Below are 19847 nucleotides of genomic sequence, written 5' to 3'. Positions count from 1 at the left end.
AGTGCGGTACCGCAACCTTGGCGATCTTCGGGTGAGTGCGGTCGGGCTCGGGGCCATGCCCCTGTCCATCGAGGGCCGTCCGGATGAGGCCCGTGCCCTGGCCACCGTGCACGCGGCGCTGGACGCGGGTGTGACGCTGCTGGACACGGCGGACTCGTACCACCTGCCCGGCGAGGGGCCCGGCCACAACGAGTTGCTGCTCGCCCGCGCGCTCGCGACGTACGGCGGTGACACCGGCGGTGTGCTGGTGGCGACGAAGGGAGGCCGGGGCCGGTCCACCGACGGCAGCTGGACGGTGACCGGCACGCCCGCCCATCTGAAGGCGGCCGCCGAGGCGTCCCTGAAACGGCTCGGTGTGGAGGCGATCGGCCTCTACCAGCTGCACAAGCCCGATCCGGCGGTGCCCTTCGAGGAGTCGGTCGGCGCCCTGCGGGAGCTGCTGGACGAGGGGAAGATCCGGCTGGCCGGGCTCTCCAACGTGGACGCCGACCAGATCCGCCGGGCGCGCACGATCCTCGGCGACCGCCTGGTCTCGGTGCAGAACCGCTGCTCCCCCACCGTACGCAGCAGCGATCCGGAGTTGCGACTGTGCGCCGAACTGGGGTTGGCGTTCCTGCCATGGAGCCCGCTCGGGGGCATCTCCCGCAGCTCCCTGGACGGGCCGTCGAGGACCGAGGGCGCCGACCGCTTCGCAGCGTTCCACTCCGTGGCGCGGGAGCGCGGGGCCGGCCCCCAGCAGATCTGTTTGGCCTGGCTGCTGGCCAGGTCTCCGGCAGTGATCCCGATTCCGGGGGCGAGCCGACCGGAGACGATCCGGGACTCGGCGGGCGCAGCCGACCTGGAGCTGAGCGGGGAGGAACAAGCGCTCCTGGAATCGGCCGCCCGGCGTAGCTGAGATCACGAGAAGCTGATACCGGTGGGCCCCGTACGGGACCTCAGCGCCGGGCCAGCGCCAGCACACTCAGACCGAACATCAAGACACCCAGGGGGAGATGGACCGACGGGACGTGCGCGATGCCCAGCACGACCTGGACCGAGGCGAGTACGAGGAAACCTGACGCGTGCCAGACAGGCCGGGGCGAGCCGCCGCCCGGCTTCCACGCCAGCACCGCCGCGAGCACGTACAGCATCGACGCCCCGTACATCACACGGGCTCCGACACTGTGCAGCGTCTCTCCGTAGGACGAGGTCAGCAGCAGTCCGGCGGAGACCGCCTGAAGGAAGATGGTCAGGGTCTGGAGGGCGATCGCGATCTGTAGGAACGAGGAGCCGCGCCGTGCGTTCGCCGTCACCTGAGTGGCCATGTCGCAGTCCTCTTTTCCGCCCTCGGGCAGTAGATCGATAAGGTCTCACCAGCTCGACGACGCGGGCCTGCGAAAGGTAAGGCGAGGGGGCGGCCGGAAGCATGGGGACTGTCGGGACCAGCGCAGATGGGATAGCCGACGAGCGACGCCAACTGATCAATGTCGCTTACCGGTTGCTCGGTTCGGTGACCGAGGCCGAGGACGCCGTACAGGATGCCTACGCACGCTGGTACGGGCTGCCACGAAGCCGGCAGGAGGAGATCCTGTCCCCCGGCGCCTGGCTGACGACGGTGACCAGCCGCATCTGCCTGGACCTGCTCGGCTCGGCGCGGGCCCGCCGTGAACGCTATGTCGGCGCGTGGCTGCCCGAGCCGCTGCCCGACCGCACCGAGTGGGACCACGCGGGCGGCGCCGACCCCACCGGCCCTGCCGACCCCGCCGACCAGATCGTCCTGGACGAGTCGGTGGCCATGGCCTTCCTCGTCGTCCTGGAGTCGATGACGCCCGCCGAGCGGGTGGCGTTCGTCCTGCACGACGTCTTCCGGTACCCGTTCGCCGAGATCGCCGACGTTCTCGGCCGGACCCCTGCGGCCTGCAAGCAGCTGGCGGCCTCCGCCCGGCGGCGGGTGAGCATCGCACACCCGCCGGTGACGGCAACCGGCCGGGCCGACGTGGTGAGGCACGTCAAAGAGGCATGGGAGACCAAGGACATCGCAGCCCTCGTCGGGCTCCTCAACCCGGCCGCCGTGATGACCGCCGACGGCGGCGGCATGGTCGGCACCGTCCTGCGCCCGGTCGAGGGCGGCGCGCGCATCGCCCAGTACATGGTCGCCATTGCCGACAAGGCTCCGGGGCTCGAACTGCTGGAGCGGTCGGTCAACGGTGTGCCGGGCCTGGTGGCCCAGCGTGCCGGCGTCGTCCTGACCGTGGCCTCGTTCGACGTCTTCGACGGGCGCGTCACCCGGATCTGGGTGGTCCGCAACCCGGAGAAGCTGCGGCCATGGACACGGGACGGCTAGCCGGTGAAGGCGATGCCGTGTGCGGGCCATTCACAGGATCTCGCCCCGGCTCCGGGCGTTGGCCTCGGCTACCTTCTCCCTCAGCTTTTCCGGGCGGGTCGCCGAGAAGGGCGGTCAGTTCGACGCCGAGGCCCTTCGCCAGAGCGTGCAGGGTGGGCAGGTGCGCCGAGTGCTTACGCTTCTGCTCCGGTTTCCTGACGACGTCCACGGACGTGCCGGACCGCTCGGCCAGCCCCTCTTAAATCAGCTTGACCATCTTCCGGAGCCGCGCGACGCGGTCCCCAAGGTGCTCAGCCATGCTCCGAGCGTACGGCTCGCGGCGGCAGCAGTACGTTCAGATGCTGCAACGGATACCGAGCCGCTCAGACCATCACCCCCGCCGACTCCCCCACCTCCAGCAGTGAGGCGCTGCGGCGCTCCTCGTCGAAGGCCGCGCGCCCGCCGCGCAGGCCGAACAGGCGCTTGGCGAGGGCGATGTAGAGGACGGCGACGATGTTGAGGACGAGCGTGGTGATCTTGACCGCGCTGATGTGCTCGGTGAGTTCGTAGATCTCCAGCGGCAGGAAGGCGGCGGTGGCGACCACCGTCAGGTATTCCGCCCAGCGCTTGGCGTACCACAGGCCGACCGCCTCGATCAGTTCGACCAGCGCGTAGGCCAGCAGCAGGGAGGCCACCAGGAGCAGCGTGGAGTGCTGGTAGCCGAAGGTCTTCCGGACGGTGCCGACGACCGGTGAGTGGTCGAGGTCGTAGTGGAAGTGCTGGAAGACCGGGCGGAAGGCGTCCAGGTACTCGTCGAACAGCCGACGTACCGCGTCCTGGCTGTTGCTGAATTTCCACACCGCTACCGCGACCAGCACGATGAACACTCCACGCAGGGCCCGCTCGACGGCGAGGAACCGCAGGATGAACAGGTCCCGGAGCACCTTGCCGCGCGGCACCAGCGGGGCGTCGCCGGCCGGGCCCGAGCCGTGCGGCTCGCCGAGTGTGAAGTCGCCGCAGCGCAGGCAGCGCCACACGTCCCCCAGTGCGGTCTGCGCGCGCAGCCGGATCCGCAGTCTCGGGTCGTCCGGGGCGTAGGTCACATGCCCCTTGCGCGCACACGTGCGCCGGTCCCAGTCGATCGCCATCCCCCGTGCCTCCATACATACATACCTGGGGTTGTGCCGTGCCGGATCAATCCGGCACGGCAAGGTACTGCATCACAGTAAGAGACGACCGCCGGGAGGTTTCCGTTCAGAGCGCCCCCACCAGCTCCTTCGCCTCCTCGGCCGGCTGCTCGTCGCGGGCGGCGCCGCGCGGCAGCAGCAGGGCGACGGCGAGGGTGCCCACGCCCAGGATCACCGCGCCGACCAGGCTGGTGTGGGCCACCGCGTCGGAGAAGGACGAGCCGACCGCGTCCTTCATCCGCTGTGCGCCCTGGGCGAGTTGGCCGGCCTGCGCCTTGAGCTGCGCGGCCTGCTGCGGGTCGGTCGCGTGGGCGGCCTGCGCCGCGAGCTGCCGGGCCTTCTCACCGATGCCCTGGGCGACGGCGTATCCGGCGCCGACCGAGTCCTGGGCCGTGGACAGGGCACCCGCCGGGAGCCCGCCGCCGGCGGTGGCGTCGGAGAGGTGCCGGGCGTACGAGGTGGACAGCAGGGAGCCGAGGATCGCGATGCCGAGCGAGCCGCCCAGCTCCAGGGAGGTGTCGTTCACGGCGCCGCCGACACCCAGCTCGGACTCCGGGAAGGCGCCCATGATGGCGTCGGTGCAGGGCGAGAGGGCGAGTCCGATCGCCAGCCCCAGGATCACCAGGGGTGCCACGAGGTCGCCGTAGCCGGACGAGCCTTCCACCCGGGTCAGCAGCGCCAGGGCCGCGGTGCCGCCGACCATGCCCGCGGTCACCGTCCACTTCATGCCGACCCGCGGGGTGAGGTAGCCGGTCAGCGCCGAGCCGGCGAAGACGGCGCCGGCCAGCGGCAGCATGCGCAGGCCGGTGGCCAGGGCGTCGTAGCCGAGGACGAACTGGAGGTGCTGGGTGAGGTAGTAGAAGGCGCCGAAGACGGCCAGGAAGAACAGGGCGACGGCCAGGTTGGAGCTGGCGAAGCGCCGCTGCCCGAAGCGCCGTACGTCGAGGACCGGGCGCGGGTGGCGCAGTTCCCACAGGACGAAGGCCACCAGGCACACGCCCCCGACCGCGGCCGCGGTGACCGCCTTGGCGTCCCAGCCGAAGTGCGGACCCTCGATGATCATGTAGACCAGCGAGCCGATCCACACCACGGACAGCAGCCCGCCGACGTAGTCGATCCGGCCGTGGTGCGCCGCCCTGGAGGACGGTACGAGGACGAAGGCGCCGACCAGGGCGACGGCGGCGACCGGCACGTTGATCAGGAAGGTCGAGGACCAGCCGTGGTCCTGGAGCAGCGCGCCGGCGACGAGGGGACCGGCGGCGATGGCGAGGCCGGCGGTTGCGGTCCACAGGGTGATCGCCTTGGCGCGCTCGGCGCGCGGGAAGGTCGCGGCCAGCAGGGAGAGGGTGGCAGGCATGATCAGCGCGGCGCCCACGCCCATCACGGCGCGGGCCGCGATGACGGTCGCCGCGCTGTCGGCGAGGTAGCCGAAGACGGCGCCGCCGCCGAACACGACGAGCCCGAGCACGAGCGCGCCGCGCCGGCTGTACTTGTCGCCGATCGCGCCGAGCAGCAGCATCAGCGCCGCGTACGGAACGGTGTAGCCGTCGATGACCCACTGGAGGTCGGCGCTGGACAGGCCGAGGTCCCGGGTCATGTCGGGCGCGGCGACCGTGAGCGCGGTGTTCGCCATCACGATGATCAGCAGGCTCAGGCAGAGCACGAGGAGCGCCCACCAGCGCCGGGCGTAGGGGCGGTCCATCCTTTCGGCCGGTTCGTTCATGACGAGTCGCATGGGCAGGGGTCGCCTTCCTCGATCTACTTGCACAGCGGAGTGCAATTGCACAACGATGTGCAATGTACGGCCCTTGCACAACGCTGTGCAAGTCGAAGGAGGGCAGAATGTCAGTCATGACCACGGGTAACACCAGTCGCGCCGACGCGAACCGGCGCCGCATCCTCGATGTCGCCCTCGCGGAGCTGCTGCGCGACCCCGACGCGTCCATGGACCAGATCGCGCGTGCGGCCGGTGTCGTACGGCGCACGGTGTACGGCCACTTCCCCAGCCGGGAGGCGCTGATCAGCACGCTCGTCGACGAGGCGGTGCTCTCGCTCGCCACCGCGCACGCGGCGGGCCGCGAGGGCGTCGAGGACCCGGCGGAGGCGGTGGCGCGCTCGGTGCTGGCGGTCTGGGAGATCGCCGACCGCTACCGGCTGCTGGTCGCGCTCGCCCAGCGCACGGTCACCGTGCAGGGCATCCGCGAGCGTCTGGCCCCGGTCCGCGACCACTGCGCGGAAGTGCTCCAGCGCGGCCTCGACCAGGGCACCTTCAGCTCCCCGCTGCCCGCGTCGGCGCTGGCGTACGTCCACGAGCAGATCCTGTTCGCGCTGATGGAGGCCGTGAACGAGGACCTGCTGGCTGCACACGCGGCGGGGCGCGCCGCCGCGGTGACGGTACTGACGGCGGCCGGGGTGCCCGCCTCCCTCGCCGCCGCCCTGGTGGCCAGGCTCAGCGACTGACCGCCCCGGAACGCGAAGAGACCCCGCGCCCCTTGAAGGGGCGCGGGGTCTCGGTGTCCCGCGGAGCGCTACGCCTTGGCCAGCTCGCGCTGCTCGGGGACCTCGGCGGAATCGTCCGCGTCGTCCAGCAGTGTCTTCTCGTCGAAGGGCAGCTCGCCGGCGAGGACGCGCCGGACGCGGTCCTTGTCGACCTCGCCGGTCCAGGTGCCGATCAGCAGGGTGGCGACCGCGTTGCCCGCGAAGTTGGTCAGGGCGCGGGCCTCGCTCATGAAGCGGTCGATGCCGACGATCAGGCCGACGCCGTCGACCAGTGCGGGCTTGTGGGACTGAAGGGCACCGGCGAGGGTGGCCAGTCCGGCGCCGGTGACACCGGCGGCGCCCTTGGAGGCGATCATCATGAACAGCAGCAGCGTGATCTGCTGGCCGATGGACAGCGGCTGGTCCATCGCGTCGGCGATGAACAGCGAGGCCATGGTCAGGTAGATCATCGTGCCGTCGAGGTTGAAGGAGTAGCCGGTCGGCACGGTGATGCCGACGACCGGACGGCTCACGCCCAGGTGCTCCATCTTGGCGATGAGCCGGGGCAGCGCGGACTCCGACGACGACGTCGACAGGATCAGCAGGAACTCCCGGCCCAGGTACTTCAGCAACTGGAAGATGTTGACGCCGGCCACCAGCCGGGTCAGCGCGCCCAGCACCACGAGCACGAACAGCAGACAGGTGACGTAGAAGCCGAGCATGATCGCGGCGAGTGCCTTCAGGGCGTCGATGCCCGTCTCGCCGACGACGGCGGCCATGGCGCCGAAGGCGCCGACCGGGGCGGCCCACATGATCATGGCGAGCACGCGGAAGACCAGCCGCTGGATGTGCTCCACCCCGCGCAGGACCGGCTCGCCCTTGCGGCCCATGGCCTGGAGCGCGAACCCGACGAGCAGGGCGACCAGCAGGGTCTGGAGCACCTGGCCCTCGGTGAACGCCGACACGAGCGTGGTCGGGATGATGCCGAGCACGAAGTCGACCGGGCCCTCGCTCGCGGCCTGCGCCTGCGCCTGGCCGACGCCCTTGACCGCCTCCGTCAGGTGCATCCCGCTGCCCGGGTGGACGATGTTGCCGACCACGAGTCCGATGGCCAGGGCGACGAACGACATCGCGAGGAAGTAGCCGAGCGCGAGTCCGCCGACCTTGCCGACCTTCGCGGCCTTGCGCACCGAACCGACGCCGAGCACGATCGTGCAGAAGATGATCGGCGAGATCATCATCTTGATCAGGCTCACGAAGCCGGTGCCGAGCGGCTTGAGCTCCTTGGCGAAGTCGGGCGCGGCGAACCCGACGGCGACGCCCAGGACCACCGCGGCGATCACCGCTATGTACAGATAGTGGGTACGGTCCCGCTTGGCTGCGGGTGCGGGTGCGGCAGGTGCCGTATCGGCTGCGCTGCTCAAGGCGGCCCTCCTTGACGACGTCATCGGCATCACCGGCGTGCGGCTCACGTCCGGGTGTGGGGGAATGCCGCGACTATCTCCCGTCCTGTGAGGGCGGTCACGCTTCCGTTCATTAAGTTCACGCCACATAGTTCACGCCAGAACGAAAGAGGCAGACTGGCGGCATGCGCATACCCGTCCTCCCCAGACCCCGCAGCCTGGCGGGCCAGCTGTTCGCCATGCAGGCCGTGCTGCTGGCCCTCGTCGTGGCCGGGTACGCGCTCTTCAGCTACGTCAGCGACCGGAGCCAGGCCGAGGAGTCGGCCCGGCGCCAGACCACGGCGGTGGCCCGCTCGATCGCCGACGCCCCCTCGGTCCTGGCGGCCGTCCACACCTCCGACCCCTCGTCGGAACTCCAGCCGTACGCGCTGAAGGTCCAGCAGGACACCGGCGTCGACTTCGTCACGATCATGACTCCGGGTGGCATCCGCTGGACGCACCCGGATCCGGACCAGATCGGGCGGCCCTTCCTCGGGAACATCTCCCGCGCCCAGCGAGGCGAGTCCTTCACCGAGACCTACACCGGCACCCTCGGCCCGTCCGTCCGCGCGGTCACACCCGTCGAGGAGCACGGCCGCGTGGTCGGTCTGGTCAGCGCCGGCATCAAGGTGGAGGCGATCAGCGAGCGGGTCCGGGAACAGGTCATCGCCCTGCTCTCGGTCGCGGCCGGGATCCTCGCGCTCGGCGCCATCGCCACGTACGTCATCAACGCCCGTCTGCGCCGCCACACCCACGGCATGAACGCGGCCGAGCTCAGCCGTATGCACGACTACCACCAGGCCGCCCTGCACGCGGTGCGCGAGGGCCTGCTGATGCTGGACGCGCAGCACCGGGTGGCGCTCATCAACGACGGCGGGCGGGAACTGCTGGGCGTGGGACGTCAGGAGGACGTGATGGGCCGGTCGGTGGCGGACCTTGGCCTGCCGGCCCCGCTGACGGGCGCGCTGCTGGCGTCCGAACCGCGGGTGGACGAGGTGCACCTGACCGACTCGCGTGTGCTGGTGGTCAACACCTCACCGGTGTCGGGCGGGCAGCGCCGGGGCACGGTGGTGACCCTGCGGGACGTCACCGAACTCCAGTCGCTGATGGGGGAACTGGACTCGGAGCGCGGCTTCAGCCAGGCGCTGCGCTCCCAGGCGCACGAGGCGGCCAACCGGCTGCACACGGTGGTGTCGCTGATCGAGCTGGGGCGGGCGGAGGAGGCCGTGGAGTTCGCGACGGCGGAGCTGGAGCTGGCCCAGGCGCTGACCGACCAGGTGGTCAGCGCGGTGAGCGAGCCGGTGCTGGCCGCGCTGCTGCTCGGCAAGGCGGCCCAGGCCAACGAGCGCGGCGTGGAGCTGGTGGTGTCCCCGGACAGCGGTCTGGACGACGGTCTGCTGCCGCGGAGCCTGCCGCCCCGGGACCTGGTGACGATCCTCGGCAACCTCGTCGACAACGCGGTGGACGCGGCGCAGGGGGGCATGCCGGCGCGGGTGACGGTCACGGCGTGCGCGGAGGACGGCGAGCTGGTGCTGCGGGTCGCGGACACCGGGCCGGGCGTGCACCCGGCCCACGCGGACCGGGTGTTCCAGCACGGCTTCTCCACCAAGCCGACGGGTCCCGGCGGGCGGGGACTGGGCCTGACGCTGGTACGGCAGGCGGTACGGCGGCACGAGGGGACGCTGACGGTGACGGAGGCCGAAGGGGGCGGCGCGGTGTTCGAGGCACGGCTGCCGTTGACGGAGGGGACGGAGAACCACGTGAGCCGCAAGGCCGTGTCCGGGGCCGAGCGCGGCCTGCCCGGAGGCGTGGCATGACGGACGGCGGGAGCGGGACGCAGCCGATCCGCGTCCTGGTGGTGGAGGACGACCCGGTCGCGGCGGACGCGCATGTGATGTACGTGGGCCGGGTGCCGGGATTCGTCGCGGTCGGCAAGGCGCACACCGGCGCCGAGGCCCGGCGGGCGCTGGAGCGCACCCCGGTGGACCTGCTTCTGCTGGACCTCCACCTGCCGGACGTGCACGGACTGAAGCTGGCCCGGTCCCTGCGGGCGGGCGGCCATCACGCGGACGTGATCGCGGTGACCTCGGCACGGGACCTGGCGGTGGTGCGCGAAGGGGTCTCGCTGGGGGTGGTCCAGTACGTCCTGAAGCCGTTCACCTTCGCCACGCTCCGGGACCGGCTCGTGCGGTACGCCGAGTTCCGCGCGGCGGTCGGGGAGGTGGGCGGCCAGGACGAGGTGGACCGGGCGCTGGCGACCCTGCGTGCCCCGAGCCCGGCCGCCCTCCCCAAGGGCCTGAGCGCGCCGACGCTCCAGCGGGTGACGGACGCGCTGCGCGAAGCGGGGGAAGGGCTCACGGCGGCGGGGGTCGCCGGGGCGGTCGGCATCTCCAGGATCACCGCCCGGCGCTACCTGGAGCACCTGGTGGACGCGGGCCGGGCCGTACGCAGCCCGCTGTACGGGCAGGTGGGCCGGCCGGAACTGGTGTACCGGTGGGTGCGGGAGAGCGGCGGGGACCGGTAGAGGGGGGCCGCACCCCTGTGGAGAGGTTCTGTGGACAGCTTCGCGCCGGGGCGGCGCGGTCAACGGGCGGGGCCACCCGCGGAATCGCGGGCCGGAACCGCACGTCCGCGAGTGGCCTCGTAGGTCCTCGGGAGCCGGTGGGGCGGCGGGGAACCCGTCCGGAGCGGGAGAGACGACCGCGACAGCCGCACCGGCCGCGTTCACGGCCGCGGGCTCCGCGCGGGCCTCTTCGGGAGACCGGCTCCGCGCGGGCCTCTTCGGGAGACCGGCTCCGCGCGGGCCTCTTCGGGAGACCGGCTCCGCGCGGGCCACCGGCTCCTAGAACACCGACTCCGTCTCGTCCATGCGGTCCTTGGGGACGGTCTTCAGCTCGGTCACCGCCTGGGCCAGCGGGACCATCACGATGTCGGTGCCGCGCAGCGCGGTCATGCGGCCGAACTCACCGCGGTGGGCGGCCTCCACCGCGTGCCAGCCGAAGCGGGTGGCGAGGACGCGGTCGTAGGCGGTCGGGACGCCACCGCGCTGGACGTGGCCGAGGATGACCGGCTTGGCCTCCTTGCCGAGCCGGCTCTCCAGCTCGTACGCCAGGGCCGTGCCGATGCCCTGGAAGCGCTCGTGGCCGAACTTGTCGATCTCGCCCTTGCCGTAGTCCATGCTGCCCTCGGCCGGGTGGGCGCCCTCGGCGACGCAGATCACCGCGAACTTCTTGCCGCGGGCGAAACGCTCCTCGACCATCTTCACCAGGTCGGCCGGGTCGAAGGGGCGCTCGGGCAGGCAGATGCCGTGGGCGCCGGCCGCCATGCCGGACTCCAGCGCGATCCAGCCCGCGTGCCGGCCCATGACCTCGACGACCATCACGCGCTGGTGCGACTCGGCCGTGGTCTTCAGCCGGTCCATGGCCTCGGTGGCCACGCCGACGGCCGTGTCGAAGCCGAAGGTGCGGTCGGTGGAGGAGATGTCGTTGTCGATCGTCTTCGGCACACCCACCACCGGCAGCCCGGCGTCCGACAGCATGCGCGCCGCGGTCAGCGTGCCCTCGCCGCCGATCGGGATCAGCGCGTCGATGCCGAACCGGTGGATCATGTCCGAGGCGTTCTCGCAGGCCTCGCGGAGCCGGTCGCGCTCCAGCCGGGAGGAGCCGAGGATGGTGCCGCCGAGGGCGAGGATGCCGCCCACCGCGTTGAGGTCCAGAGCGCGGTAACGGCCGTCGAGCAGGCCCGCGTAGCCGTCCTCGAAGCCGATGACCTCGTCGCCGTACGTGGTGACCGCCCGGTGCACGACCGACCGGATCACCGCGTTGAGCCCCGGGCAGTCGCCGCCCGCCGTGAGAACTCCGATACGCATCCTGCTGTGTCTCCTGCTCGCTGTTGACACCGGTGATCCCGTCCGATTGTTTCATGTCCGGGAGGCGACCATGGCCTGACGGGCGCCATATCTACCGGCGGGGGTATTGTCAAGAGGATTCCGCTCACCCCGGTGGGCGTTTTTTGCAGGACGCCATCCCCGGCCGACGAGTGATCCCCCGAGGAAACGGAGAGCCCGCGTGACCCGCAGCGTGTACGTGACCGGCATCGACCGCGGTGACGGCCGACAGGTCGTCGAGCTGGGAGTCATGGAACTGCTGACCCGGCAGGTGGACCGGGTGGGCGTCTTCCGCCCCCTCGTCCACGACGGCCCCGACCGCCTCTTCGAACTGCTGCGCGCCCGCTACCGGCTCCCCCAGGACCCGGCGACCGTCTACGGCATGGACTACCACGAGGCGTCCGCCCTCCAGGCCGAGCAGGGCACGGACGAACTGGTGTCGGCCCTCGTCGACCGCTTCCACCTGGTCGCCCGCGACTACGACGTGGTACTCGTCCTCGGCACCGACTACGCCGACACCCAGCTCCCGGACGAGCTGTCCCTCAACGCCCGGCTCGCCAACGAGTTCGGGGCCTCCGTCCTGCCGGTCGTGGGCGGCCGCAGGCAGAACGCCGAGTCGGTGCTCGCCGAGACCCGCAACGCCTACCGCGCCTACGACGGCCTGGGCTGCGACGTGCTGGCCATGGTCACCAACCGGGTCGCCCGCGAGGACCGCGACGAGATCGCCGAGCGGCTGGCCGGCCGGCTGCCGGTGCCCTGCTGGGTGGTGCCGGACGAACCGGCCCTGTCCGCGCCCACGGTCGCGCAGATCACCCAGGCCCTGGACGGCCGGGTCCTGCTGGGCGACGACTCCGGCCTGGCCCGCGACGCCCTCGACTTCGTCTTCGGCGGCGCCATGCTGCCCAACCTCCTCAAGGCGCTGACCCCCGGCTGCCTGGTGGTCACCCCCGGCGACCGCGCAGACCTGGTCATCGGCTCGCTCGCCGCGCACAGCGCCGGCACCCCGCCGATAGCCGGCGTGCTGCTCACCCTGAACGAGGCGCCCCGGCAGGAGATCCTCACCCTGGCCGGCCGGCTCGCCCCGGGCACCCCGGTCGTCTCGGTGTCCGGCAACAGCTTCCCCACCGCCGAGCGGCTGTTCTCCCTGGAGGGCAAGCTGAACGCGGCCACCCCGCGCAAGGCGGAGACCGCGCTCGGCCTGTTCGAGCGGTACGTCGACACCGCCGACCTCAGCAAGCGCGTCTCCGCGCCCAGCAGCGACCGGGTCACCCCGATGATGTTCGAGCACCAGCTGCTCGAACAGGCCCGCAGCGACAGGCGCCGGGTCGTGCTGCCGGAGGGCACCGAGGAGCGCGTGCTGCACGCGGCGGAGGTGCTGCTGCGCCGGGGCGTGTGCGACCTGACGCTGCTCGGCCCGGTGGAGGGGATCCGCAAGAAGGCCGCCGACCTCGGCATCGACCTCGGGGACGCGCAGCTGATCGACCCGGCCACCTCCGACCTGCGGGACGCCTTCGCCGAGCAGTACGCGCTGCTGCGCGCCCACAAGGGCGTCACCGTCGAGCTGGCGTACGACGTCGTCTCGGACGTGAACTACTTCGGCACGCTCATGGTGCAGGAGGGTCTGGCCGACGGCATGGTGTCGGGCTCGGTGCACTCCACGGCCGCGACCATACGGCCCGCGTTCGAGATCATCAAGACCCGCCGGGACGCCTCGATCGTCTCGTCGGTGTTCTTCATGTGCCTGGCCGACAAGGTCCTCGTCTACGGCGACTGCGCGGTCAACCCCGTCCCGGACGCCGAGCAACTCGCCGACATCGCCATCCAGTCGGCGGCCACCGCCGCCCGGTTCGGCGTGGAGCCGCGGATCGCCATGCTCTCGTACTCCACCGGCGACTCCGGCTCGGGCGCCGACGTGGACAAGGTGCGCGAGGCGACCGAGCTGGTGCGGCTGCGCCGCCCGGACCTGATGATCGAGGGGCCGATCCAGTACGACGCGGCCGTGGAACCGTCGGTGGCCGCCACCAAGCTGCCCGGTTCAAAGGTGGCGGGGCAGGCCACCGTGCTGATCTTCCCGGACCTGAACACCGGCAACAACACGTACAAGGCCGTGCAGCGTTCGGCCGGCGCGATCGCGGTCGGCCCGGTCCTCCAGGGTCTGCGCAAGCCGATCAACGACCTGTCCCGCGGCGCCCTCGTGCAGGACATCGTCACCACCGTGGCCATCACGGCGATCCAGGCCCAGTCGTCCGGCAACTGACCTCCCGTCGGCCGTGTGCGACCGGGGCCGCCGCCCCGGCCGCACACGGCCGCAGACCTCCAGAGCTCCCGACCAGAAAGCGCCAGCGCTCGTGACCGCGACCCGCGTCCTCGTCCTCAACTCCGGTTCCTCGTCGGTGAAGTACCAGCTGCTCGACATGCGCGACGCGACCCGGCTCGCCGTCGGCCTGGTGGAGCGCATCGGCGAGCAGACCTCCCGGCTCAGGCACACCTGCCTGACCACGGGGGCCACCCGCGAGGAGAACGGGCCGATCGCCGACCACGACGCCGCGCTGAAGTCGGTCGCGGAGGAACTGGCCCGGGACGGGCTCGGCCTGGACTCCCCCGAACTGGCCGCGATCGGGCACCGGGTGGTGCACGGCGGCATGTTCTTCACCGAGCCCACCGTCATCGACGACGCCGTGCTCACCGAGATCGAACGGCTGATCCCGGTGGCGCCGCTGCACAACCCGGCCAACCTCACCGGCATCCGCACGGCCATGGCGCTGCGCCCCGACCTGCCGCAGGTCGCCGTCTTCGACACGGCGTTCCACACGACCATGCCGGAGTCCGCGGCGCGCTACGCGATCGACACGAAGATCGCGGACCGGTACCGGGTGCGGCGCTACGGCTTCCACGGCACCTCGCACGCCTATGTCTCCCGGGCGACGGCGGAGCTGCTCGGCAAGGCCCCCGAGGACGTCAACGTCATCGTGCTGCACCTGGGCAACGGCGCGTCGGCCTCGGCGGTCCGGGGCGGCCTGTGCGTGGACACCTCCATGGGGCTCACCCCGCTGGAGGGGCTGGTGATGGGAACGCGTTCCGGTGACCTCGACCCGGCCGTCATCTTCCATTTGCAGCGTGTCGGCGGAATGTCCATGGACGAGGTCGACACTCTCCTCAACAAGAGGAGCGGTTTGTTCGGCCTGTGCGGCGACAACGACATGCGGGAGATTCGGCGCCGGATGGAGGAGGGCGACGACGAGGCACGGCTCGCGTTCGAGATCTACATCCATCGGCTGAAGAAGTACGTGGGCGCCTATTACGCGGTACTCGGCACGGTGGACGCGGTCGCCTTCACGGCAGGCGTCGGCGAGAACGCGGCCTTTGTGCGCGAGGCCGCCCTCGACGGCCTGGAGGGGCTGGGCCTGACGGTGGACCGCGAGCGGAACGCCGTACGCGGCGACGGTGCGCGGCTGATCTCGCCCGAGGGCGCGCGAACCGCCGTGGCCGTGGTTCCCACGGACGAGGAAATGGAGATCGCCACCCAGACTTACGCACTGGTCGGAAAGGACGGCTGAGCGCGTCCACGGAATTCCGGCCGGCACTCGACTGAGCGCGAAGGCGCCCATTTGTACCTTCCACCAGACGGAATATTCCGGAGCGAAACAAACCGATAGGATCGCCCCATGCGCCGTTCGAAAATCGTCTGTACTCTCGGCCCAGCGGTCGACTCCCACGAGATGCTCGTCGCCATGATCGAGGCGGGCATGAATGTGGCCCGTTTCAACTTCAGCCACGGAACGCACGCCGAGCACCAGGCACGGTACGAGCGTGTCCGCGCCGCGGCCAAGGAGACCGGCCGGGCCATCGCCGTCCTCGCCGACCTCCAGGGCCCGAAGATCCGGCTGGAGACCTTCGCCGAGGGGCCGGTGGAACTCGAGCGGGGTGACGAGTTCACCATCACCACCGAGGACGTCCCGGGCGACAAGCACATCTGCGGTACGACGTACAAGGGGCTGCCGGCCGACGTCTCGCGCGGCGACCAGGTCCTCATCAACGACGGCAACGTCGAGCTGAAGGTCCTCGACGTCGAGGGCCCCCGGGTGAAGACGATCGTCATCGAGGGCGGCGTCATCTCCGACCACAAGGGCATCAACCTGCCCGGCGCCGCGGTGAACGTGCCCGCGCTGTCCGAGAAGGACGTGGAGGACCTGCGCTTCGCGCTGCGCATGGGCTGCGACATGGTCGCCCTGTCCTTCGTCCGCGACGCCAAGGACATCTCCGACGTCCACCGGGTCATGGACGAGGAGGGCCGCCGCGTCCCCGTCATCGCCAAGGTGGAGAAGCCGCAGGCGGTGGAGAACATGCAGGACGTCGTGATGGCGTTCGACGGTGTGATGGTGGCCCGCGGCGACCTGGCCGTCGAGTACCCGCTCGAGAAGGTCCCGATGGTGCAGAAGCGCCTGATCGAGATGTGCCGGCGCAACGCCAAGCCGGTGATCGTGGCGACCCAGATGATGGAGTCGATGATCACCAACTCCCGTCCGACCCGCGCCGAGGCCTCCGACGTGGCCAACGCGATCCTGGACGGGGCCGACGCGGTCATGCTGTCGGCCGAGTCGAGCGTGGGCGCCTACCCGGTCGAGACCGTCAAGACGATGTCGAAGATCGTCAAGGCGGCCGAGGAGGAGCTGCTCGGCAAGGGCCTGCAGCCGCTGGTGCCGGGCAAGAAGCCGCGCACGCAGGGCGGTTCGGTGGCCCGCGCCGCCTGCGAGATCGCCGACTTCCTGGGCGCCAAGGGCCTGGTGGGCTTCACCCAGTCCGGCGACACCGCGCGCCGGCTGTCCCGCTACCGCGCCTGCCAGCCGATCCTGGCCTTCACCACCGACGAGTCCACCCGCAACCAGCTCGCGCTCAGCTGGGGCGTGGAGCCGCACGTGGTGCCGTTCGTCAACAGCACCGACGAGATGGTCGACCTGGTCGACCAGGAGCTGGTCAAGCTCAACCGCTTCGCCCCCGGCGACACGGTCATCATCACCGCCGGCTCGCCCCCCGGCGTCCCCGGCACCACCAACATGGTCCGCGTCCACCACCTGGGCGGCGGCTCGCGCGACTGAGACCGGCCAAGCGCACGGTCGATCGGCACACCACTGAGGGCGCCCCCCGCGAACAGGGGGCGCCCTCGGTGGTGTCGCGGCTCCGGGACGGGCCTTTGGCCGGTCAGTCGGTGGTGTACACGTGCATTCCGGGGACGTGCAGGTTGCCGCCGAACTGGGCCGCCTGGACCACTTTGACCTTGGTGAAGTAGATCAGCGGGATGTTCAGCGGCGGAGGGCTGTCCGGGCTGAAGGTGACGGGGATCAGACCGAGCAGGTTGCCGGAGATGCTCTCGGTGTACATCACCGTGTCGCCGCCGCGGATCGTGGACGTCGAACCCTTGGCGGCCTGCACGTGGTACGTCTTGCCGGCCCGCTTGTCCTTCACCGTCTGGTGCAGGTCGCCGATGTCGGTGCCATCCGAGATGACGTACTTCAGCACCTTCTTGACTTTTCCGCCGGCCGTGCGCACCTCCACGATGCCCTGGTAGTCGGCACCCTTCAGCAGCAGCGAACTCGCGTTCAGGTACCAGGGATCGTCGGCCAGGAGCACCTTGTTGTCCACGCCGCCCACGGCGTCGGTGGCGACCGGGCAGTCCTCCGGGTCCGTCGTGGAGCTCGCCGACGGGCCCGGCGAGGCCGTCGCCGCGTCGGCCGCCTCACCGGCCGCCTCGCCGGCTGTGTCCTTGACGCCCTCGACGGTCTTCCCGGCCTCCCCGGCCGCCTCGGAGACCGTGCCGGTCGCGTCCTTGACGGTGTCCTTGACCGTGTCGGTGGCCTTCTGGGCCGTGTCCTTGACCGTGTCGGCAGCGTCGTCGCCGGCGTCCCCGGCCCCGCCCGCCGAAGGCGTGGCGGAGGCGGACGGCGTGGCCCCGGAGTCCGCGGAGGCCCCGGACCCTGAGCCCTGCTGGCCGCCGGTGAGCACGCCTCCGAGCGCGTCACCGATGGTCCCCAGCAGACCGCCGCCGCCCGCGGGCGCCGACTGGGCCGCCGTGGCGGCGCCTCCCGTGTCCGAACCGCCCGGCTTGCTCTGCGAGGCGGTGGAGTCGGGCTTGGGCGCGGCCTTGTCACCGGAAGCCGGATCAGGCGAGGGGGACGTGTGCGAGGAGTCCTCGTCCCCCTCGCCGTCCTGGTCCCCCTGCCCGTCCTGGTCCGCGGTGCCCGTGGAGGACGTGGCCGAGGGGGCCGGCTGCGCGGTGGCGTCCTCACCGTCCTCCGCGGGGTCACCGGCGCTCGCGGAGGCGGACGGCGTCGGCGAGGCCGAGGCCTTGTCCTGGGAGCCGTCCAGCGCCGCGACACAGTCCTTGTACTCGTCGGCCGTCAGGCTCTTGGCGGACGGCGTCGCCGCGTTGTTGTCGGCGACGGCGTGGGTCGATGTGAAGCCCATCCCCATGAGGACCGCCGTCGGCATCGCCGCCATGGCTATCGCCCTGCCGGCCGGCATGTGGAACCTGGTGAACAGCGGCTTCTTGGGTGCCGCGTGACGCGGCCCGGTTCTCACACGGGACTCCTCCACTCCCGTCCCGTGAGTCACCTCGTCAGCCGGCACTTTGCCTCCCGTTCGCCCCGTTGGCCGGGCTCGTTCCTGACAGGTCGTTCTCCCCCAGTGCCTCGAAGGCCTGGGAGGGGCCCCCACCGCTCGTCGGGTCCACCGCGGGGCCGGCCGGCGCCGGGCCGTCCACCACCGGGCCGGGCGCGGCCTCGGGGGCACCGCCCCGTACCGGGCCGGCCTGCCCGGCGTCCTCCCGCGCGGGCGGTACGCCCTCCGCCCACGCCACGGCCATCGCGCCGCCGATGAGCGCGAACAGGAAGCCCATGACGAAGCCGCCGAAGTTGGACACGGGGATGGACACCAGCGCCAGCAGGATCGCCGCGACACCCGCGAACACCCGGATGTGTTTCTGGAACCAGAGGCTGATGCCGAGGACGACGAGCAGCACGCCGATGATCAGAGATCCGGCTCCCGCGGTGGTGGCCATCGCCAGCGTCAGATGACCGAGCTGGAGGTGGGCGTACGGGAAGTACATGATCGGAAAGCCGCCGAGCAGGACGAACAGACCGGCCCAGAACGGACGTGTGCCCCGCCAGGCGCGGAACTGCAGCCTCCGGCGGGTGAACTGGCCGGTTACGGCAGGAGTCTCGGCGCTCATGGAAAACAGCTCCCTGGTGCGGCGTTGCTGTGATGAGGGTGGTGCTTGGTCGGTGTGGGGGGTGTGTGAAGAGCTGGTGGAAGGTGGAACGGGCGGGGGCGCCGTCGGCTCCCCCGCCCGTCACCGAGTGCCTAGTAGCACTCCTTGGTACCTGTCGCCAGCGACATGCTGAGTCCGCTGAGCTTGAAGGTCCCGGCGGTCGTCGCCCACGCCGTCTGCTTCACACCGGTCAGCGTGGCCGAGTCGGCCTGCTGAGCGAACCCGAAGGGGCTGGTCTGCTTGTTGGCGATCTCGCCCGGCTTGATGCCCGGCCCCTTGCTGGCGGAGCCGGCCGCAACACCGATGTCGATGTTGTTGAACGTGGCATCGGCCTTGAGGTCGGCGACGTCGATGTAGAGGTTCTCGGCCTCGACCGGCGTCTTGCCGCCACCCGCCTTCAGCAGCAGGCTCACGTTGCCGAAGGGCGTCGGAGTGACGACCGACTGGCACAGGTTGTTGATCGTGGCCGTCCTGAACGCCGAGACCGCGACCGGGTGGTGCTCGTCCTTGCTGCCGTCGAGGCTCTTCCCCGAGTCGATCGCGCCGTACTGGGCGAACCCCTTGCCCTCCAGCCTGTCGGCCGTCACCTTGAACGACTGACCGGACACGCTGAACGACGCGGCGAGGGCACCCTGAGCCAGGGCCACGCCTATCGCCGCCGTCGCGGCCACGCTGGGCACCATGACCACAGCGAACCGCTTCCATCTGGTCCCGCCACGCACTTGGGACTCCATATTTCCTCCTTCTCGGACGTACATCTCCTGGCCCGGCTCACCACCGGCCGGCGGCTCGGCCGGGCAGGGATGGGAGAAGTGCTACGTCCTCGGGAAGGAGAGCGCCCGCGCTCGGTGGCGCCAACCGCGCCCGAATCACCGGCGATCACCCCCGAGCGACAACCACTGGTCGCGCCTGACACGCATCACGCACAACCCTGCTGGACAGGCTTCGCCAGCCGGCGAAGACCCCCCTGCCCCAAGGGACGGCGCCACTGCCGCCGGCCCTGCTCGGTGGGGACCCAGACACCCCATGACCCGACCGGTTGCCGGGGTACGGGGACGGACCGAGCGTCGCCGATCGTGGTGCATTCTCGCCGCCCGCACAAGGGGGTTCGTTACTCGCTAGTAACGGCTGGATAACCGGGACACGACTCACCGGTTCCGAACGGCAACACTCGGTGGTAACAAAGGGCAGAACAAAACGGTTCACCTCTGGACGGAACCGGGCGGAACCACACCCTCGATTTACTGCCAGTAACAGCGGCCGCGATTACCAAGTTTTGGTAAAGCGC

General features: G+C 71.0%; 16 protein-coding genes and 1 pseudogene. 8 read left to right on the top strand and 9 right to left on the bottom strand.

What is annotated here, in order from left to right:
* Nucleotide 1 precedes the first annotated feature (1 nt).
* Nucleotides 2-895, top strand: coding sequence for an aldo/keto reductase (locus tag ACFY3J_RS32105; protein ID WP_384171059.1), 894 nt, complete (start codon nt 2-4; stop codon nt 893-895).
* Between the two features lie 40 nt (nt 896-935).
* Here the strand turns inward: ACFY3J_RS32105 and ACFY3J_RS32100 are convergent, their stop codons facing one another.
* The gene (locus tag ACFY3J_RS32100) at nt 936-1304 is read right to left on the bottom strand and encodes a hypothetical protein (RefSeq protein WP_384171063.1); all 369 of its coding nucleotides are present in this window, start codon (nt 1302-1304) and stop codon (nt 936-938) included.
* A gap of 101 nt (nt 1305-1405) precedes the next feature.
* Between ACFY3J_RS32100 and sigJ the strand changes: the two genes are divergently transcribed.
* Nucleotides 1406-2323, top strand: a complete 918-nt coding sequence (gene sigJ, locus ACFY3J_RS32095; RefSeq protein ID WP_384171067.1) for an RNA polymerase sigma factor SigJ — start codon at nt 1406-1408, stop codon at nt 2321-2323.
* Nucleotides 2324-2411: 88 nt separating this feature from the next.
* Here sigJ and ACFY3J_RS32090 read toward each other — a convergent pair.
* The 3 genes and pseudogenes from ACFY3J_RS32090 to ACFY3J_RS32080 all read right to left on the bottom strand — a co-directional run.
* A pseudogene (locus ACFY3J_RS32090) lies at nt 2412-2555 on the bottom strand (transcriptional regulator); the annotation flags it as partial.
* A gap of 130 nt (nt 2556-2685) precedes the next feature.
* Nucleotides 2686-3450, bottom strand: a complete 765-nt coding sequence (locus ACFY3J_RS32085) for a DUF2127 domain-containing protein (protein WP_384171070.1) — start codon at nt 3448-3450, stop codon at nt 2686-2688.
* 106 nt (nt 3451-3556) lie between these two features.
* Nucleotides 3557-5224, bottom strand: coding sequence for an MFS transporter (locus ACFY3J_RS32080; protein WP_390842284.1), 1668 nt, complete (start codon nt 5222-5224; stop codon nt 3557-3559).
* Between the two features lie 107 nt (nt 5225-5331).
* Between ACFY3J_RS32080 and ACFY3J_RS32075 the strand changes: the two genes are divergently transcribed.
* Nucleotides 5332-5949 carry a TetR/AcrR family transcriptional regulator gene (locus ACFY3J_RS32075; RefSeq protein ID WP_384171076.1) on the top strand — a complete coding sequence of 206 codons (618 nt, stop codon included), beginning with the start codon at nt 5332-5334 and terminating at the stop codon, nt 5947-5949.
* Between the two features lie 68 nt (nt 5950-6017).
* Here ACFY3J_RS32075 and ACFY3J_RS32070 read toward each other — a convergent pair whose 3' ends face one another.
* On the bottom strand, nt 6018-7391 hold the full coding sequence (locus tag ACFY3J_RS32070) for a cation:dicarboxylate symporter family transporter (protein ID WP_384171079.1): 1374 nt from the start codon (nt 7389-7391) through the stop codon (nt 6018-6020).
* 164 nt (nt 7392-7555) lie between these two features.
* Here ACFY3J_RS32070 and ACFY3J_RS32065 point away from each other — a divergent pair, with 164 nt between their 5' ends.
* Nucleotides 7556-9226 carry an ATP-binding protein gene (locus ACFY3J_RS32065; RefSeq protein WP_384171082.1) on the top strand — a complete coding sequence of 557 codons (1671 nt, stop codon included), beginning with the start codon at nt 7556-7558 and terminating at the stop codon, nt 9224-9226.
* On the top strand, nt 9223-9933 hold the full coding sequence (locus ACFY3J_RS32060) for a response regulator (protein WP_141358241.1): 711 nt from the start codon (nt 9223-9225) through the stop codon (nt 9931-9933). Before ACFY3J_RS32065 ends, ACFY3J_RS32060 begins: the two co-directional genes overlap by 4 nt.
* Nucleotides 9934-10251: 318 nt before the next feature.
* Here the strand turns inward: ACFY3J_RS32060 and ACFY3J_RS32055 are convergent, their stop codons facing one another.
* The gene (locus ACFY3J_RS32055) at nt 10252-11277 is read right to left on the bottom strand and encodes an ATP-dependent 6-phosphofructokinase (RefSeq protein ID WP_384171085.1); all 1026 of its coding nucleotides are present in this window, start codon (nt 11275-11277) and stop codon (nt 10252-10254) included.
* 199 nt (nt 11278-11476) lie between these two features.
* Between ACFY3J_RS32055 and pta the strand changes: the two genes are divergently transcribed.
* The 3 genes from pta (at nt 11477) to pyk (ending at nt 16391) form a co-directional block, all read left to right on the top strand.
* Nucleotides 11477-13552 carry a phosphate acetyltransferase gene (gene pta, locus ACFY3J_RS32050; protein WP_390842283.1) on the top strand — a complete coding sequence of 692 codons (2076 nt, stop codon included), beginning with the start codon at nt 11477-11479 and terminating at the stop codon, nt 13550-13552.
* Nucleotides 13553-13643: 91 nt separating this feature from the next.
* Complete coding sequence (locus tag ACFY3J_RS32045) at nt 13644-14852, top strand: acetate kinase (protein WP_390842282.1); 1209 nt, start codon at nt 13644-13646, stop codon at nt 14850-14852.
* Nucleotides 14853-14960: 108 nt separating this feature from the next.
* Nucleotides 14961-16391 carry a pyruvate kinase gene (pyk, locus tag ACFY3J_RS32040; RefSeq protein WP_390842281.1) on the top strand — a complete coding sequence of 477 codons (1431 nt, stop codon included), beginning with the start codon at nt 14961-14963 and terminating at the stop codon, nt 16389-16391.
* Nucleotides 16392-16494: 103 nt separating this feature from the next.
* On the opposite strand, the gene ACFY3J_RS32035 is transcribed toward pyk, so the two are convergent.
* From ACFY3J_RS32035 to ACFY3J_RS32025, 3 genes are all read right to left on the bottom strand, one after another.
* Nucleotides 16495-17919 carry a hypothetical protein gene (locus ACFY3J_RS32035; protein WP_390842280.1) on the bottom strand — a complete coding sequence of 475 codons (1425 nt, stop codon included), beginning with the start codon at nt 17917-17919 and terminating at the stop codon, nt 16495-16497.
* Nucleotides 17909-18520, bottom strand: coding sequence for a DUF6114 domain-containing protein (locus ACFY3J_RS32030; RefSeq protein WP_384171100.1), 612 nt, complete (start codon nt 18518-18520; stop codon nt 17909-17911). The genes ACFY3J_RS32035 and ACFY3J_RS32030 overlap by 11 nt, the downstream gene beginning before the upstream one ends.
* A 131-nt stretch (nt 18521-18651) precedes the next feature.
* The gene (locus ACFY3J_RS32025; protein ID WP_384171103.1) at nt 18652-19293 is read right to left on the bottom strand and encodes a DUF6230 family protein; all 642 of its coding nucleotides are present in this window, start codon (nt 19291-19293) and stop codon (nt 18652-18654) included.
* Nucleotides 19294-19847 lie beyond the last annotated feature (554 nt).

Source organism: Streptomyces sp. NPDC001231 (genome assembly GCF_042896885.1).
Lineage (GTDB): Bacteria > Actinomycetota > Actinomycetes > Streptomycetales > Streptomycetaceae > Streptomyces.
This window is presented reverse-complemented; position numbering and strand designations above follow the sequence as displayed.

Bases quoted from the DNA above. Each gene is read 5' to 3' on its own strand.
- ACFY3J_RS32100 (WP_384171063.1), bottom strand. From the start codon at position 1,304: ATGGCCACTCAGGTGACGGCGAACGCACGGCGCGGCTCCTCGTTCCTA.
- sigJ (WP_384171067.1), top strand. From the start codon at position 1,406: ATGGGGACTGTCGGGACCAGCGCAGATGGGATAGCCGACGAGCGACGC.
- ACFY3J_RS32085 (WP_384171070.1), bottom strand. From the start codon at position 3,450: ATGGCGATCGACTGGGACCGGCGCACGTGTGCGCGCAAGGGGCATGTG.
- ACFY3J_RS32080 (WP_390842284.1), bottom strand. From the start codon at position 5,224: ATGCGACTCGTCATGAACGAACCGGCCGAAAGGATGGACCGCCCCTAC.
- ACFY3J_RS32075 (WP_384171076.1), top strand. From the start codon at position 5,332: ATGTCAGTCATGACCACGGGTAACACCAGTCGCGCCGACGCGAACCGG.
- ACFY3J_RS32065 (WP_384171082.1), top strand. From the start codon at position 7,556: ATGCGCATACCCGTCCTCCCCAGACCCCGCAGCCTGGCGGGCCAGCTG.
- ACFY3J_RS32060 (WP_141358241.1), top strand. From the start codon at position 9,223: ATGACGGACGGCGGGAGCGGGACGCAGCCGATCCGCGTCCTGGTGGTG.
- ACFY3J_RS32055 (WP_384171085.1), bottom strand. From the start codon at position 11,277: ATGCGTATCGGAGTTCTCACGGCGGGCGGCGACTGCCCGGGGCTCAAC.
- pyk (WP_390842281.1), top strand. From the start codon at position 14,961: ATGCGCCGTTCGAAAATCGTCTGTACTCTCGGCCCAGCGGTCGACTCC.
- ACFY3J_RS32030 (WP_384171100.1), bottom strand. From the start codon at position 18,520: ATGAGCGCCGAGACTCCTGCCGTAACCGGCCAGTTCACCCGCCGGAGG.
- ACFY3J_RS32025 (WP_384171103.1), bottom strand. From the start codon at position 19,293: ATGGAGTCCCAAGTGCGTGGCGGGACCAGATGGAAGCGGTTCGCTGTG.